This window comes from Nostoc sp. (assembly GCF_036917435.1).
Lineage (GTDB): Bacteria > Cyanobacteriota > Cyanobacteriia > Cyanobacteriales > Nostocaceae > Nostoc.
Window position 1 is genome coordinate 34,462 of sequence record NZ_JBALDM010000019.1, and the last position, 16,461, is coordinate 50,922.

General features: G+C 38.6%; 14 protein-coding genes and 1 rRNA gene. 5 read left to right on the forward strand and 10 right to left on the reverse strand.

Translation table 11 applies throughout. The features are described from left to right. Positions 1-330: 330 nt before the first annotated feature. The 6 genes from V7K98_RS08415 to V7K98_RS08440 all read right to left on the reverse strand — a co-directional run bounded on the left by V7K98_RS08415 (position 331) and on the right by V7K98_RS08440 (position 7,248). Positions 331-2,313 (reverse strand): dynamin family protein, encoded by a 1,983-nt coding sequence (locus tag V7K98_RS08415; protein WP_335020656.1) that lies wholly within the window; start codon positions 2,311-2,313, stop codon positions 331-333. A 55-nt stretch (positions 2,314-2,368) separates the two neighbouring features. Then, a complete protein-coding gene (locus V7K98_RS08420) occupies positions 2,369-4,453 on the reverse strand; it encodes a dynamin family protein (protein WP_335020658.1) in 2,085 nt (694 codons plus the stop codon). Positions 4,454-4,534: 81 nt separating this feature from the next. After that, complete coding sequence (locus V7K98_RS08425; RefSeq protein ID WP_335020660.1) at positions 4,535-4,666, reverse strand: hypothetical protein; 132 nt, start codon at positions 4,664-4,666, stop codon at positions 4,535-4,537. A gap of 214 nt (positions 4,667-4,880) precedes the next feature. Then, positions 4,881-5,837, reverse strand: a complete 957-nt coding sequence (locus V7K98_RS08430; protein WP_335020662.1) for a hypothetical protein — start codon at positions 5,835-5,837, stop codon at positions 4,881-4,883. Further along, positions 5,834-6,688 (reverse strand): hypothetical protein, encoded by an 855-nt coding sequence (locus tag V7K98_RS08435; RefSeq protein WP_335020664.1) that lies wholly within the window; start codon positions 6,686-6,688, stop codon positions 5,834-5,836. The genes V7K98_RS08430 and V7K98_RS08435 overlap by 4 nt, the downstream gene beginning before the upstream one ends. 128 nt (positions 6,689-6,816) lie before the next feature. Continuing rightward, the gene (locus V7K98_RS08440; RefSeq protein WP_335020666.1) at positions 6,817-7,248 is read right to left on the reverse strand and encodes a hypothetical protein; all 432 of its coding nucleotides are present in this window, start codon (positions 7,246-7,248) and stop codon (positions 6,817-6,819) included. A gap of 651 nt (positions 7,249-7,899) precedes the next feature. Here V7K98_RS08440 and V7K98_RS08445 point away from each other — a divergent pair. From V7K98_RS08445 to ftsH3, 4 genes are all read left to right on the forward strand, one after another. Further along, positions 7,900-8,685: a hypothetical protein gene (locus V7K98_RS08445; protein ID WP_335020668.1), complete on the forward strand. Its 786-nt coding sequence runs from the start codon at positions 7,900-7,902 to the stop codon at positions 8,683-8,685. A gap of 83 nt (positions 8,686-8,768) precedes the next feature. Then, positions 8,769-9,209 carry a GNAT family N-acetyltransferase gene (locus V7K98_RS08450; RefSeq protein ID WP_335020670.1) on the forward strand — a complete coding sequence of 147 codons (441 nt, stop codon included), beginning with the start codon at positions 8,769-8,771 and terminating at the stop codon, positions 9,207-9,209. A gap of 17 nt (positions 9,210-9,226) precedes the next feature. Further along, positions 9,227-10,024, forward strand: a complete 798-nt coding sequence (locus V7K98_RS08455; protein ID WP_335020672.1) for an aminotransferase class IV — start codon at positions 9,227-9,229, stop codon at positions 10,022-10,024. A 107-nt stretch (positions 10,025-10,131) separates the two neighbouring features. Continuing rightward, the gene (ftsH3, locus tag V7K98_RS08460) at positions 10,132-11,973 is read left to right on the forward strand and encodes an ATP-dependent zinc metalloprotease FtsH3 (protein WP_335020674.1); all 1,842 of its coding nucleotides are present in this window, start codon (positions 10,132-10,134) and stop codon (positions 11,971-11,973) included. A 542-nt stretch (positions 11,974-12,515) separates the two neighbouring features. Here ftsH3 and V7K98_RS08465 read toward each other — a convergent pair. The 4 genes from V7K98_RS08465 to rsmA all read right to left on the reverse strand — a co-directional run bounded on the left by V7K98_RS08465 (position 12,516) and on the right by rsmA (position 15,747). Then, positions 12,516-12,734, reverse strand: coding sequence for a hypothetical protein (locus V7K98_RS08465; protein ID WP_335020676.1), 219 nt, complete (start codon positions 12,732-12,734; stop codon positions 12,516-12,518). Positions 12,735-13,462: 728 nt separating this feature from the next. Beyond that, entirely contained in the window at positions 13,463-13,792 is a 330-nt protein-coding gene (locus V7K98_RS08470) for a DUF3082 domain-containing protein (protein WP_335020678.1), read from the reverse strand. 83 nt (positions 13,793-13,875) lie between these two features. Continuing rightward, entirely contained in the window at positions 13,876-14,829 is a 954-nt protein-coding gene (ispE, locus tag V7K98_RS08475; RefSeq protein ID WP_335020679.1) for a 4-(cytidine 5'-diphospho)-2-C-methyl-D-erythritol kinase, read from the reverse strand. A 93-nt stretch (positions 14,830-14,922) separates the two neighbouring features. After that, positions 14,923-15,747: a 16S rRNA (adenine(1518)-N(6)/adenine(1519)-N(6))-dimethyltransferase RsmA gene (gene rsmA, locus V7K98_RS08480; RefSeq protein WP_335020681.1), complete on the reverse strand. Its 825-nt coding sequence runs from the start codon at positions 15,745-15,747 to the stop codon at positions 14,923-14,925. A 620-nt stretch (positions 15,748-16,367) separates the two neighbouring features. Between rsmA and V7K98_RS08485 the strand changes: the two genes are divergently transcribed. Then, a 16S ribosomal RNA gene (locus tag V7K98_RS08485) occupies positions 16,368-16,461 on the forward strand; the annotation flags it as partial.

Consider the following 16,461-nt stretch of genomic DNA (forward strand, 5'->3'; position numbering starts at 1 on the left):
TTGCCTACCTCTGTTGTCTGAGCTTCCCAATTCATTGGGAATAGCCTCAAAAACTCCGTAGTTTTTTTAGTCTGACATTCCCTCCAAGGGCAGGAGTCCTGGTTCCCAAGACCCAAATCTTTCTCTTGCAACATATACCTATTAGCTTGGTTTTCGCTTGCGGCATTGATGGTCAAGACATTAGTTATCTTACCAGAAAATTTTGGGAATTCGTCATACATCTAGAATTTTTTTTTACCGAGTAAAAAATCAATTCCAGATGCAATCCTCATTCCCCGCTCACAATCCCCATCTTAGGAGTACCTTGAAGATGGGGACTTCCGCGATACGTTAAGAATTTGGTATAGCAACCCGCGCTACGAGAGCATCTAATTCCTGGTCAATAGCATCTAATTCTCTGCTAAGTACTTGTAACTCACTAATTGTTTCATCAACATTAGATTGTCCTTGTTTCTTTTCTTCCAGGATTGAATCGACCTGTTCTCGAAACTTTTGAATCTCTTGACCAAGACTCTGGTTTATTGATTTTTCAATTTCAGCTAGCTTTATGACTACAGCCTCGGCTATCTTATCACCTCGTTGTGGTGCTGAGTCACGAATTGAAGCAGCAAATCGTTTCGCGGCTTCCTCTTTAATCCTGTTATTTGTAGACTTCGTAGTCAAAAATCCCTGAATAAGTCCACCACCAGCCATAGCTCCAAATATTAACAAAGGATTTGTAACACCTAGAATAACTACTCCCACAGTAAGAGCCAATTGAGGAATAATAGCCTTTGCCATTTCTTGATAGCCAAAAACAGCACCAACGCCGGCTAATCCAATATTTGCTCCTAACAAAAATCCTCCACCAGCAGCAAGTACTCTTTCGATTACACTAACTTTTTTGATATTGAGATCATCTATAGAAACTATGCTACCTGCAACTTGAATTCTTAGACTATCTAATTGATTCACAAATTCGTTGGCACGCTCATCTACCTCTTGAGTAAGACGTTCTAAACGACTACTGACTAGGGGCTGTAGTATTTCATTCTGCCATGCTAATAATTCATTTTCCATTTTCAGAGAAAGATGTTCAGTCACCTCTCTGATTAATTTTTCGATTTGAGATTTAGTCAATATTATTGGTGTTTTTACTTCTAAGGTTTTCACCCATTCAGTAACAACTTTGTCAGCCAAACGCCGATAGAAACTAGAACATTCGGCGCTAATAGTCTGTTTTATATCTTCTAGAAAGTTAGAGATGCGTTTTACTATTTGCTCTCGCTGAATTTGCAGACGACGTAGTGGTTCCTGAGCGTCTTCATATCGCGCTTCCAAAGTCTTGAAATCAGTTCTTAGCATCGCTTCCCGTTGAGGAATAACTGCCCGCGCTTCATAAATTGTTTTCTGAAGTTCTGCCGCAGGTCTAAGAATTTTGATGTTACCTCTTTCGGTTGCCAAGAATTTTTCAAGTTCTTTTTCAACCAGAAGTAAACCTGAATTTTCGACTCTCTCATAATCATCCTCTAGCCGTCCTTCTAAACCATCAAGTGCGCTGATAAAAAATACTCGTTCTGCACCACGTTTGGTTTTAGGAGCTAGTTTGTTAATTCCATGTTGCTTAATACTGTCTTTTTCCCTCGCTCTAATCATATTAAAGCGATTACAAATAAAGAAAATATCTTCATGTCCTGTAGGAATCAATGTGTTATCAATTACATCCATTTCTGACTTAGAAGCCAGTGCCTCACACGAAAGCACAAATAGTATTGCATCAACACTAGACAAATATTCCATTGTTACTTTCTGGCGAGTATCATGCTCGTTCAATCCAGGAGAATCAATGATTTCTACTCCATTGCGACAAAGTTCCAGAGGCCAAAATAATTCAACTTTTTCATAAGGGTTGCTATTAATCTCACTGACATCATCTTTAATGATGACATACTCTTCAATTTGGTTAACAGGAATTTCTTGAGGCTCAGTTATAGAATTCTCTTCCGATTTTGTCGGATGTAATAAAGCTCGTCGGGTATTTCCCCATTTCACTTCATTGATAATTGCAGTGCAAGGTCTAGCATAGGCGGGTAAAACTTCTTCACCCAGCAGAGCGTTGATAAAAGTACTCTTTCCACGCTTAAATTCTCCTAAAACTAATACTTTAAAGCTCTCTGATTGAACTAAAGTTTCTAGTTGTTGGAGTGATTTTTCTGATTGAGTCATGTTTAGAGAGCGAATTAGATTTAAGTGGCGCTTAATCAAATCCGCCAGCACATTTTGTTTCTCTTGAAACGCCTCATAATGTTGATATTGAACAGTTTGAACTACCATGACAATTTCCTTGCAGATTTATTTTATTGATTGATGAACTTGAAATAAATGTAATTTAGGACAGTAATATTCGTGAAATTTCTTTTTTCAAAGTAGAAGCCTGAGAAATTATCCCTATCCACTGGTTTTCAGCTTCTTCATTATTACTATTTAAGGCAATTTTATAAGTAGTTTGCCAAGCAAATTTTTCCTCTTGAATCTCCTCACTCAATTGGTTGTATAGTTGTCGGAGACGATTTGCTAAACGTTTAAAGTACTCATCAATAGAACGGTCAAGACTATGTTTTAGCTCTTGATTAAGTAACTTTCGTTGTTCTTGCAATTTTTCCTTGATAACTTGCTCACTAACTACCCATACTGTCGTACTCAGAGCTACTCCAATTGGGCCACCAAAAACACAGCCACAGATTGTAGCGGCACTGCCTCCAAGTCGGGTGAGAAGTCGATATTTTTCAATTTCAGTTAGCGACATTTCTTGTAAATCTAAGTCAATTTTAACTGCTTCTGAAATATCAATATCTTCCGAATTTACGCGAACCGAGAAGCTATTTTCCACTTCATGTTGTAGCCACTCAAAATCTAATGATAAAGCTTTTAAAACATTGTTTTCTAATTGCCGGCTCAACCGGAAAAGTTCGCGTCGTAACCGAAATGGTAAATCTTGCTCCCACCAAGTTTTAGGGTCTTGGGTTCTTTTCAGTTCTAGAGAAAGATTTTCTAATAACTCCGTTTTCGCTTTGAGAACTCTTTGCTGTAGCGCCTCAATCCGCTGTAAGCGTTTTTGATCTAACTTCAAGCGAATTCTTTCCCAGTCAATCTGGGCATTTTGTATTTCTGCGTCTACCTTAATTAAGGCGTTCTCTTTCTCTGTTGCACTCATCGCAGCAGTAGAGATTGCTAATTCCCCGGCTTTGGTTAGATGTGAAAGATAATCTGTTATTTGACCGGCAATTTTACGGCTACGCCATATCCGGCGATCGCCTTGTGCTACCATTGACTCGATTTGAGCTTTTACTTCTGCAAATACTTCAGTTTCTGAATTACTATCACTGACAGGATAGAGCGGTAAAACAGGAATTGTTGAGGAAATTTTTGCTATTCGCTTACGAATACTATTAAATACCTCTAACCTTTCTTCTTCAGGAATAGTGTCAAGTTTGGAAACAGCAACTAAAATCCTCGGAATATGGCGACCCATTACTTCCTGTTCTAAAAAGGTTGCTTCTGTCATGCTAAAAGGTAATGTAGCACTGACAACTAAGACAGATGCATCACACTGGCTCAATACGTCAAGTGCAAGAGCAGCCCGATGACCGCTTAAGTCTCCTACTCCAGGTGTATCAATTAATTCAACGTCAAGTGCTTGTAACCAGGGATGGGCTAATGTTAAACGGACTTGGCCAATCAGGTTTTGCTCAGTACCATCTCTATCAATAGCTGTTAAATCTCTCCAAGATAATGCTTCCATTGGACGAGTCTCCCAGCCTTTTTTGAAAGATTGAACTTCCATTCGGTCTTCTGATCCTGCGACAATTGAGGTCAAGCTCGCTGTAGTTGGAAGGTCGCCAATAGGTAGGATATCTGCATCTAATAAGCGGTTGACTAAAGAACTTTTGCCACGACTGAACTCACCTACAAACCCTAAACGGAAACCTGGTAATTCCCATCGTGAGTTTAGTGCTTTTAACTCAGTAGTAATGTCTTCACAATCAGAAGAATTTGACAATACCAAACACTCATTAAGCCAGAGGTGAATCCACTCAGTCAAGTTATGAGAATCTTCTAAAGGTCGAGGTGATGGTATTTGAGTTTCGATAGTATTGGCATCTACTACAGATTTAGAAACACTATCATCTGTATTTTCTGCTTTTGAGAAATGATCGCTGACAGCTTCTACTACACCTGAAACAACAATCTGAATTGTCTCAACAACAGCAGTATTTATCACTTCTTCTGACAATGAAGAACCTAGATAATTTGAATCTTCTTCATTCCCTGATGGTTCACTATAATACTGAACTGAATATGAGGTACTTTCTAATTCATCACTGTTTTCTTCTGGAAAATTCACCTCTATCTCAGTTCCCGCTTCAAAATGAAACCAATCATCAAAAGAATTGGAAAAATGATTATCAATCATACAAATTTTCCTTTAAGATATGTACTTACTGCTCAAGTTATTGGACTTGACTGTAATAACTCTTAATCTGGCAAATTTAACTTAGTTGTAGATATACTCGATATATGCAGTACAGTCGCCGTCCGATTGAGCAATACTTAATGATTCAAGAGCATTAAAGATAATTTCGGATGCGATCGCAAAAACTTTGACTAATTTTCGGACTTTTCTCAAAAAATTTATTAGCGAATCATTTCAGACTAATACTTTGACTTTAGCTACACTTCATGATATGTAGGGGAGCATCCCATTTTTGTATCCGTCGTTCCTCCTCTCTACGAAACGCACTTGCGTTCGCACTCACATATTAAATTTTATTATTTCATCAAATAATAAAAACTGGGATGCACTCGTGATAAGTGTCTTGCTTTGATGACTATAAATCTGTTTAAGTTAAGTTTTTTAGTAAGCGATGCATAATCAGTTTCCCAACTCGTGGCCCGATAAAACGTAAAATGTACTCCGCAAGTTTTGGGGCAATAAGTGACAAGAATGGCAATAATAAGGCTTTAAAATTACTAAAGCCATTAGTAGCACTAACAACAACGCTAGGAATGAGACAAATCAGTGTCCATGTAAACCAATTTATAAATTTATAGTTGATATAAGTACGTCTTTGAAGTTGATTTATAAGTACATAGCGAGTAGTAGAAAATAATATAGTGAAGCCTACCAAAGCAAATATTGATAGTATCCAGTTTACTGGATGTAAATTGTAGACTACAAAACCAGCCGGAAACAGCGAAGCTATCTCCCAAACTAGCAGATTTAGTTTAGCCCGAAAGCAATTTAGTATTTGTTCAGTCAACCAATAATGAGCAGAGACAATTGTTGAACAGTTGGAATTTTGCATAAAATCCAACTTGATTTTATGGAATATATCACCATGAAGGAGGATAGTACTTTGTAAAATGATGTCTTTCTCTTCATAAGCACCTGAAGCTGATTCAGCCTGCTCATAGTAAGAATTAAAGGTAAGTCCAGACTGTAAGCTTGTTTTACCGCGTGCAGTTCTATTCAGAAGAGATTTTATAATATTGACTATAACAGTAACATAGAAAAAATTACTCACCTGTTTTTCAGTAATTTCTTTTGTTTTTCCAAACACACCATTATTACTAAAACAGGCATAATACCACAGAGAAATTATCAGCTTTGGCGGAATATACAGAGAAATATCAGTCTTTTGTGCTTGCTGAATCTGTTCTACAACCGTCTCATTTAGGTAAAAACTAAACTGCGATCGCTCCACCTTAAGTTTAAAGCGATCGCCTTGAGGAACTTGTAGAAATAGAGAGAGTATAACATCAGCTTTGTTATCTATTTTTGTTATATTGGCGTTCATTTTCGAGATAAATTTGCTATAATTTGTACCAAACTAATCAAAAAACTAAATGTTCCACGCCACTGCTTCTCTCCAGAAACCACTCCTTGATTATGTGTATTAATAATTAGGTTTTTAGCGTCTTCAGATAAATTAAACAGTTCTTTATGATAACGAGTAATAATATCTCCATCTAACTGCATGACAGTTTGAGCAAAAATAATATCAGTTTTGATACTTGTAACGTTACCACCATCAAGTGCAGCTTTAAGTTCATACATTTTACGTAGGGTACGCAAAAATTTATCATTATTCAAAAGTCTTTGAATTTCTTTAAAAGTTTCAATCCAATCTTCTTGATTATTTCCATCTTTGTCATCAAGAACAGGAGCTGGAGCAGGTAGTATTGGTTCAGCTAGCTTTACATTCTCCTCATCGGTTTCAACTAGGTTTGCTTTATGTTTCTTGGCGTATTCAAGCCTCTGGCGATATCGTGTTATCCGCTCATCCTGCGGATTATAAAAATCTGAACCTTCTTCAAGAAGAAGGTAAAAATATTCTCTTTCAAGTTGATTAAATAGACTTTTATAACGTTTATGCAGTTCTTGAGCCTGAGAACCTTCTTCTGGAATACCTTTTGCCTTAAAGTAGTCTGGATCGTGTATGGAATAAATTTCTTGATACGCCTCCCAAGCATTAAACTTAGAAGCATTAATCCTATCTACAATCATTGTATTAACTTCTAAGGCTGTGATATCAGAAACTAATGTTTGTACAGAAGATACTAAATTGTTTAACAAGCCTCTAGCTTGATGTTGAATATCTTGAGGTTGAGGAACATTTCGGTCTTTAATTTGAATATTATTAGACATAGTTTCACCCTCTTATAGTTCTGAACTAATTTGACCGTAGGATTGTCTTGATGATATAAGTAAATGAACCTAACAATTTGGTTAGGTTGCTGTAGTTACTTCAGTTTAAATGGTTAATTAACAAATGCTTAAAGTTCTGATTTTTTACGATTTTTCACGATTTCCATAAAAAAACCATACAGTTTTTCCACACTTTCTATATTTTTGTGAATAATCTCCCGACCGTCTCTAATTTGAGTCAAATGAAATTCACGAATTTCTTTATAGGGCCCACTATCAGTAAATTGACTACCAATTTCATTTTGGATATCGCCACTAACAAGATTAATTCGGGTATAGATTCGATTACCTGGTTTGGCTGCTTCTATCTCATTTTGTGACTGTTCAGATGACTCTGCTACCCAAGTAGTTATTTTTAAATCAATGGCTTCAACAATTACTGTTTTAATAGCATCAATAATTTCGTCAACATCCACTCCCTTTTTATTAGCATTCAGATTAGTAACTATTGTTTTAAAATCACTATTTTTTGCCTGAATGGATAGACCATTATTTTCCAAGTTGTTCGTAACTTCGGTATTTAGCATAAGATTAAGGAGGTAAGAGGTGTAATTGCGAACAAGATATTATCTTAAATCATGTTGTAATTTTTACTGCTTTTACTTAATAAAACTAAGTAATTTAAAAAGCTAATAACTTGTTGCTCAACAAGAGTAAAGTTAGATTTCAAGGATATAATTTCATCTCAGAAAATAAAATAATTTCTTAGATGCTACAAATAAGAAAGTGAAAATTATACTCTAGGGTACTGATAAAAGATGTGCGATATGATATACATAGTTCGCCGAAATACTTCTTTTCGGTTTCTCTTGAGGAAATATAGGGTTTTTACTGTTAGTTATTTCTCAAAAGTAGAGTAATTTTATGGGTGTCCTGCTGTGTCAGCTACTGTAACTATATAGTTAAGTAGTTTTACTACACGTACACTATATATAGGACTCATATTTGATTTTTGAACAAAATTAGGTATGTAGTGGCGTGTCAAGGCTAAATGTGTGCATTAAGAAAAAAGCAGAAAACATTGATTTATCTCAATTTTCTCAAAAATATATTGCAACATTTTAGCCTTGACACGCCACTACGTATCTTTTCAGAAATCAAACCGGATTCCTATACAATTAAGTTACTTCTGCGTGGGAAGACAAAAAAATATGTTGTTGTCGCGTCAAGCTTTTGTTACGCCTTTCCTCATCTGTGTATGTATTTCAGGAATTGCTCTGATTCAATTTCCGCAATTACAAAAATTGATAGACAGCAAAAAATCTGCCTCTTTAGAGACTCTAGAAAAAGAAATTAAATCAGAAAAAATTCGTCTTAATCTTCTAAACAAAACGCCTAGTTTTAGTTATGATAATTTCATTGCAGATTTAATATATCTCAACTTTTCGCAGTACTTTGGAGATGATGAAGTTCGGGATAAAACAGGTTATAGTTTAAGCCCAGAATATTTTGAAGTTATTCTAGAACGCGATCCCCGATTTTTAGCAGCGTATCGGAGTCTTTCTATCAGTACTTCATTGTATGCTGCTATGCCAGAACGCGCGATCGCACTTTCAGAGAAAGGTTTAAAATCACTATCTCCATTCGTTCCCGAAAAGTCTTATTATGCATGGCGTTACAAAGGAACTGATGAGTTATTATTTTTAGGCAACGCTAAAGCTTCCCAAAAGTCTTTTGCAACGGCGGCAAATTGGGCTAGTAACTTTTCAGATCCAGAGAGTCAACTTGTAGCTTATACTTCCCAAAAAACTGCTGAATTTCTGAGTCGAAATCCTAACAGTAAATATGCTCAAATTTCTACTTGGTCAATGGTTTTAAATAATCAAGTTAATGAGAGAACTCGGAAACGAGCAATTAGGGAAATTGAAGCTTTAGGAGGAAAAGTGATTACAACTCCTGAAGGTATTAATAAAATTCTATTTCCCCCCAAAGATTAAATTATTACTCATAAGAGTTGACTGCAAGTATAGTAGCGAATTCTCCGCCCAAAGGTTTCTATATTTTTCACGTATTATTGAGTATGTCAATACAAATAGCAGAGTTTGACTTTCAAATATTAGGATGTTTTCCTATTATTTTCCAGTTGCGCCCTCACCTTGAAGAAGCTAAGTTTACAGAACAAGTTCGATATCAAATGAAAGAAGGATATCAACTTGCATTCTTGGAACTAGATGAGCAAGCCGTTGCAGTGGCTGGGTTTCGCATTTATACGTCTTTAGCATCGGGAAAGTTTTTGTACATTGATGACTTAATTGTTGATGAGTTGAAGCGATGCCTACGGCGGGCTACGCCTACGCAAGGTTATGGTAAACAGTTATTTAAATGGCTAATAGAATATGCAAAAAATCATGGCTGCGAACACCTCAGTCTTGATTCTGGTGTTCAACGATTTGCAGCTCACAGGTTTTATCTGATGGAACGCATGAGAATTACAAGTCATCACTTTTCAATGGAGTTGTAAATATCAGCAATCTAGTTGTGACAAATAATATTTTTTGGTATGACGGTAGATTAATTCACTCTCAAACCCTAGAATTAAACATTAACGATCCAGGTTTACTTTATGGGGCAACTGTTTTTACAACATTGCGGGCTTATCATAATTCCCTAGATCATAGTTTAACTAATTGGCAAGCACACTGCGATCGCTTACTTTTCTCAATCCAAACTTTTGGCTGGCAGCAACCAGACTGGAATCGTCTCCGTCAAGGCGCTCAAATTCTCCTCACACACTTCCCCGTTCTCAGAATTACGCTTTTTCCCGATGGACGAGAGTGGATAACAGGTAGATTATTACCAAATAATTTGACAGAAAAACAAAATAATGGTATCAAATGTGCTGTCGCTAGCTCGGAATTTTATCGTTCTCTCCCCTCTCATAAAACTGGAAATTATTTAAGTGCTTGGTTGGCAAAAACTAGTTTGGATGCTGAAGAAGCAATATTAGTTGATTCTCAAGGAAATTGGCTAGAAACCAGTACAGGCAACCTTTGGGGATGTTGCGATCGCAGTTGGTACACGCCACCTTTAACATCTGGAATATTGCCGGGACTTGTGCGATCGCAACTTGTAAACTGGTTGCAAAACCACCAACAGCCAGTGCGAGAAGAACCTTGGACGGTGGGGCTATTCGAGAGATTTGAAGCGATCGCTTACACTAATAGTATCGTCGAAATTATTCCCATTCATACCGTTAATCAGCCTTCAGGGTCGCTACAATATAATCCCTACCATCCGAGCTTTGGGAAAATCAGGGATCTTTTCGTAGCACGATAGCTACGCCACTTTGTTACACTTAAGATAAGTTAACATAATTCTTAATAATGACCTTTCCGAGCAGAGACGGTAAGCGATGGCGCGAAAATACAGGAGGATAGACCTTAGTGAATAAAAAATGGAGAAATGCAGGGCTGTACGCGCTGCTGTTTATTGTCGTCATTGCGCTGGGAACAGCATTTTTTGACAAACAACCCCAAAGCAGAGAGACATGGCGATACAGTCGCTTTATTCAAGAAGTTCAACAAGGTAGAGTAGAAAAAGTCAGTTTGAGTGCAGATCGTTCTACAGCTTTGGTTACACCCAAATATGACCCGGCTAAACGGATTGTTACCTTAGTTAATGATCCAGACCTAATCAATACTCTGACTTCAAAAGGCGTTGATATTTCTGTTTTGCCCCAAACCGACGAAGGATTTTGGTTTAAGGCATTAAGCAGCTTGTTTTTTCCTGTATTACTTTTGGTTGGCTTATTCTTCTTGCTCCGTCGCGCTCAAAGTGGCCCAGGTAGCCAAGCTATGAACTTTGGCAAATCTAAAGCCAGAGTGCAAATGGAACCACAAACTCAGGTGACATTTGGCGATGTAGCTGGTATTGACCAAGCCAAGTTGGAATTAAACGAAGTTGTAGACTTTCTAAAAAACGCCGATCGCTTTACTGCCGTTGGTGCAAAAATTCCTAAAGGTGTACTATTAGTTGGCCCTCCTGGTACAGGTAAAACCCTCCTAGCTCGTGCCGTAGCTGGTGAAGCTGGTGTGCCTTTCTTCTCAATCTCCGGTTCGGAATTTGTCGAAATGTTCGTCGGTGTGGGTGCATCCCGCGTCCGCGATTTATTTGAACAAGCTAAAACCAATGCTCCTTGCATCGTCTTCATCGATGAAATTGACGCAGTAGGTCGTCAACGGGGTGCAGGTTTGGGTGGTGGTAACGATGAGCGCGAACAAACCCTCAACCAGTTGCTCACCGAAATGGATGGCTTTGAAGGTAATACTGGCATCATAATTATTGCCGCTACCAACCGTCCTGACGTTCTAGATGCAGCACTGTTGCGTCCTGGTCGCTTTGACCGTCAAGTTGTGGTAGATCGTCCCGACTATGCCGGACGCAGCGAAATTCTCAAGGTACACGCCCGTGGTAAGACCTTGGCGAAAGATGTAGATTTGGATAAAATCGCCCGTCGTACCCCTGGATTTACTGGCGCAGATTTATCTAACCTATTGAATGAAGCCGCAATTTTGGCAGCACGCCGGAATTTGACTGAGATTTCGATGGATGAAATCAACGACGCGATCGATCGCGTATTGGCTGGGCCAGAGAAGAAAGACCGGGTAATGAGCGAAAAGCGCAAAACCTTGGTGGCTTATCATGAAGCTGGTCACGCCTTAGTTGGTGCTTTAATGCCAGACTATGACCCAGTGCAGAAGATTAGCATCATCCCTCGCGGTCGCGCAGGTGGTTTAACTTGGTTTACCCCCAGCGAAGACCGGATGGACACTGGTTTATACAGCCGTGCTTATCTAGAAAATCAGATGGCTGTGGCTTTAGGTGGTCGGATTGCTGAAGAATTAATCTTTGGTGAAGAAGAAGTGACCACAGGTGCTTCTAATGACTTGCAGCAAGTAGCACGGGTTGCGCGTCAGATGATTACCAGATTCGGCATGAGCGATCGCTTAGGCCCAGTCGCCCTTGGTCGTCAGCAAGGTAATATGTTCCTGGGACGGGATATCATGTCAGAGCGTGATTTCTCTGAAGAAACCGCCGCCGCTATTGATGAAGAAGTCCGCAAACTTGTGGATGTAGCCTATACACGCGCTAAAGAAGTGTTAGTCGGCAACCGCCATATTTTAGATCAAATCGCTCAAATGTTGGTTGATAAAGAAACGGTAGATGCTGAAGAGTTGCAAGAAATTCTCTCGAATAACGATGTAACAACTGCTGCTTTTGCCTAATTTAATGAGTAGTTAGGAGTTTTTTCAACTCCTAACTACTAAGTATTAATAAAAGCCCGGTCATAATGACCGGGCTTTTAATATGGGGTTATATACCCCGAAGGTTTCGTTATAGAGTTTCAGTATAAATCGCTTATCTGATAGAGACTACGACCTGAACATAATCAATTCCGGAAAATTAGAAAAATTTTTTTAAATATAGCCATAGTCAGATAGGTTAGGACAGTGCTAATTGTTCAAAGCCTTGAAGTTACTGGGTTTCTACTCAGCACGGGCTAAAGGTAAACGCCCCGCTACCGTTAATAACACTCAGCACTTTGCCATACACTCAACTCAAAAAAGCTAGAACCCTGACTTCAAAAGAAAAAATTACAATCTAGCTACAATTCGAGAAGTCTGAATAGTGAAAAAATTCCCGAATACATCATGTTAAAATGCAATCCGCTAGCTTGTTTGCCCCATTCTGACGATACCCTAACTTTCTGAATTTTTTTGACATAACTAGCGTTAATAGTGACTCCATACTCAACCAGTCACCGAACTTAAACTCTGGATGTCGGTTTCAAAAATAGCCACGCCACAAAGAATGTAGCCGCCGTGAATAGTTGCGTCAAGTCTAAAGCCGATAGATAGCCATCTGCAAATGAAGCAATACTGCGATCGGTAATGCCAAATACCCAGGATGACAGTCCAAACAGCCAAATCCCATTCTTGAGATTTCCGACGAATTCTTTAGATTCTGATGATTTTTGGTCTTTCATGAGCTTCTGTCCCGTTGGTGAGAAATTTGATAATTGATGCGAAGTACTTGCCATTAAGAATTTTTGTTACTTCTGACCTTAAATTTAGGCTCCCTATTAATAATATTAATAAATATTTCACCTACTTGACTTCACTACCAAAAAGTACATCTCAGAATCTTGACATTCTTCCTTTGGTTTTGTCACCTCTGATAGGCACTTATGCATTGAGTAGGGGCGCACAGCTAGCTGTGCGCCCCTACAAATTTACAAATAATTTTGGAAAATTTATTTTTTTGCAAGTAAGCTGTTCAACATCTAGGTTGTATATCTAAATTTTTAAACGACTTCTCTAATATCAATCTTTTAAGGTGCTACTACAATGGTATAAGTAACGACATCTAATTTAAGTAATTCTGAAGCAGGATATTATGTTTTTGTAAGCAATAGTGAAGAAGTAGAATATACTCTCAATTATTAAATTAAGTTACTTTTAGGGTGGTAATTATATAAGTAGAATGTAAAAGTAATATTAAAGTAACTAAACATAAAAGAAGTATTTTCACTAACTATCAAAATACCTATCATTTCTCTAGGCTGTTTCGTCAACACCACAATCTTTCTCTCAAAACTTGGAGAAAACAGTAATAACTTCTTCAGTCTTCTAGAAATGTAAAGCTACAATTGCTCAAAAATCGTGATACGTGAGAAAAATTTCTGGCTTTATGTTGGTGAGTAAAAGCAAATTACTAGTTTTCACTACTTTTTTGCTTAGTAAATTCCTGGACTAATAATTGCACTCCCAAAGCCAACAAACCAATTGCTACTATACCAAATATCCCGCTTCCTAAAGCAACTACACCGACAACCAGAGTCCTAACAGCAGAAGAAATCTTAATTACCAATGGATTAATTGAATGGAGAGGTTTAGCAGCAAAATTTGTAGCGATCGCAATCATCAGCGAATACATCGCATACCCCATTCCTCCAGAAATCACCGCCCCAATTAAACAGCGTAACGGACTCGCTGCCGCCCCTACTTTAGTATCCGTTTGTGGTGTTAAATTTTGGTCACTCATACCATTTTAGATTTTAGATTTTAAATTGGGACATTAGGAATAATTTTTGTCTATTCCCATACTTCATTAACAAAAAAGAATATTTAAACAGACGATGCCACTTTAATACCATGTGTGATTGTCCGAGTTACAAACAATTCTAAGTCTTCATCAAGAATTGCTTCCCTTACTTGCAGCAAAACTAGTTCTGCTTGCTGTTGAGACTCAAAAAGAGCAAATACTGTTGGTCCAGAACCAGACATCATTGTTCCTAAAACGCCTTCCTGATTTGCAAACACTTCTCGCAACTGCAAAACTTGGGGATAGGCTGGCAATACCACGCGCTCTAAATCATTATGCAATTTTTGAGCAATTTCTCGCGTATCTTTATCCAAGATGGCTTTTACTATTGCTCCTGAATGAACTGCACTAGCACGCGCTGCCAAGTTATCGGTATCTTTAATATAAGAGTGACCAAACTGCTGTCGATAGGTTTTGTATGCCCAAGGCGTGGAAACTTCCAGACTGCGGTATTTCCCCAATACTATATATATATTATCTAAACTCGGCAGGGGAGAAAGTTGCTCACCCCTACCTGTTGCGATCGCAGTTCCACCCCCCACACAAAATGGTACATCTGAACCAAGTGTGCCTCCTAACTCCTCTAATTCTGACTGAGTTAATCCCAACTTCCACAGTAAATCTATCCCTACCAACACAGCTGCTGCATTCGTCGAACCTCCGGCCAACCCAGCTGCTACAGGAATCTGCTTATTGATGTTAATCTCCACACCCCCATATTTAGCAAAGGCTTCAGGAAATTGCCTGACCATTAATTCTGCTGCTCGGTATGCCAGATTACTTTTATCTGTCGGTACTTGTGGGTGGTTGCAGTGAACGCGAATGCTTTCACTGCTGATGGAACGCACATCAATTTGATCTGCAAGTCCGATACTTTGAAGTATCATAGCTAACTCATGATAACCATCGGGGCGGTCCCCAATGATTTCCAGATACAAGTTGATTTTAGCAGGGGCAATTAGGCTGTAGGAACGCATTTTGACAGTTAAAAGTTATGGGTTGCTAGTTGGGAATGGGTGAATTTCGGGTTTTGAATCAAAGCAATCATTTATATATTGACTCTTAACTCCTCACTCCTCACTTTTAACTCCTAACTCATTTGCTAGGACTACCCATTGCTGAACGCCGATATCTTCGGCTCTGGCTTGGGGATTTATTTTTAATTGTTCCAGTAAGTGGCTCAGGCGATCGCGTTCTATGACTGATTGCAAATTATTTCGTAACATTTTGCGCTTGGCACCAAACCCCAACTTTAAGAAAGTCTCTAACTGTCGCGGATTAAGCGCTGGTATTTCTATTTTTCGAGGGCGTAATCGCACCACTGCTGAATCAACCTTTGGCGGTGGATGGAATGCGGCTGCTGGAACGGTGCAAATTAACTCACACTCAGCCAAATACTGTACCCGCACACTCAATGCCCCAAAGGTTTTTGACCCTGGTTTAGCATACAACCTTTCTGCTACTTCTTTTTGTACCAGCAATACTATAGAGTCAAATGGTTCAGGATTAGGGTTTGCGATCGTACCTAGAAGTTTCTCAATGATTGGCCCTGTAATGTTGTAGGGAATATTGGCTACTACTTTATTTGGCTTTTGGAAATCGGGAAAGGCTACCAGATAAGATGGTAAATCTAGGGTGAGAAAATCGCCTTGCAGCAATAAGAAATTTTTAGTCTTACCCAGTTGCTTTGATAACAGTTGGCATAAGTCGCGGTCGATTTCAACCGCAATCATAGACTGCACTAGGGGTAATAACCGACGAGTTAGAATACCTGTTCCGGGCCCAATTTCCAGAATGCGATCGCCTTCCATACACTCTGCTGCTTTAATAATTGCGTCGAGTGCCTTTTCACTTTTGAGCCAATGTTGAGCAAAGACCTTACGCGGTCGAATCATCTGTATTTATTGCCTAGTCTAGTTTTTAGCTTTTTCTCAAAAACTCATTATAAATTGTGAAATCCGTCTACAGCGCTAGACTCACTGTAACGGATCTTTATAGTAAGGGACTTCCAGATTAAAAATACTCAACTACTTCTTGTGTGGTGGGTATCTCGCCCGCCCGTAGGCAAAAGCGCTCATGTTGCCCACCCTACAAGATTCGACAATTTACTTGTTGGAAATATCTAAGCGACTGTCTATCTTCAATCATTCAACCTGCATCAGATCGCATTTAGGGACATTCACTAACAACGTGCATTATTCACACAGTCAAGTCCCCTCCCCCTTACTTAACTCATTCACCTGAAAGTAATGCCAGCCAAGCGATTTGCCCTTTTAGAAAAAAAAACAAATTTACCCCTTGACAAACTAGGGGATGAATAGTTACTCTAGTTAAGTGGAAAAGCGAAAGAAGCCAACCACTACTGAACCTGAAAAACATAATACTTTGAAAGCTTAAAGAAAAACCAATCCTCGTCAAAAGATTTTACTTTTGGGGAAAGCCCAAAAGATAATCAAAATTAGTAACTAGGATTCTGGAAAATATTTTTTTCAGAGCCACAAACTCAAAAAACAACAAAACGGAGAGTTTGATCCTGGCTCAGGATGAACGCTGGCGGTATGCTTAACACATGCAAGTCGAACGGTGCTTTCGGGCACAGTGGCGGACGG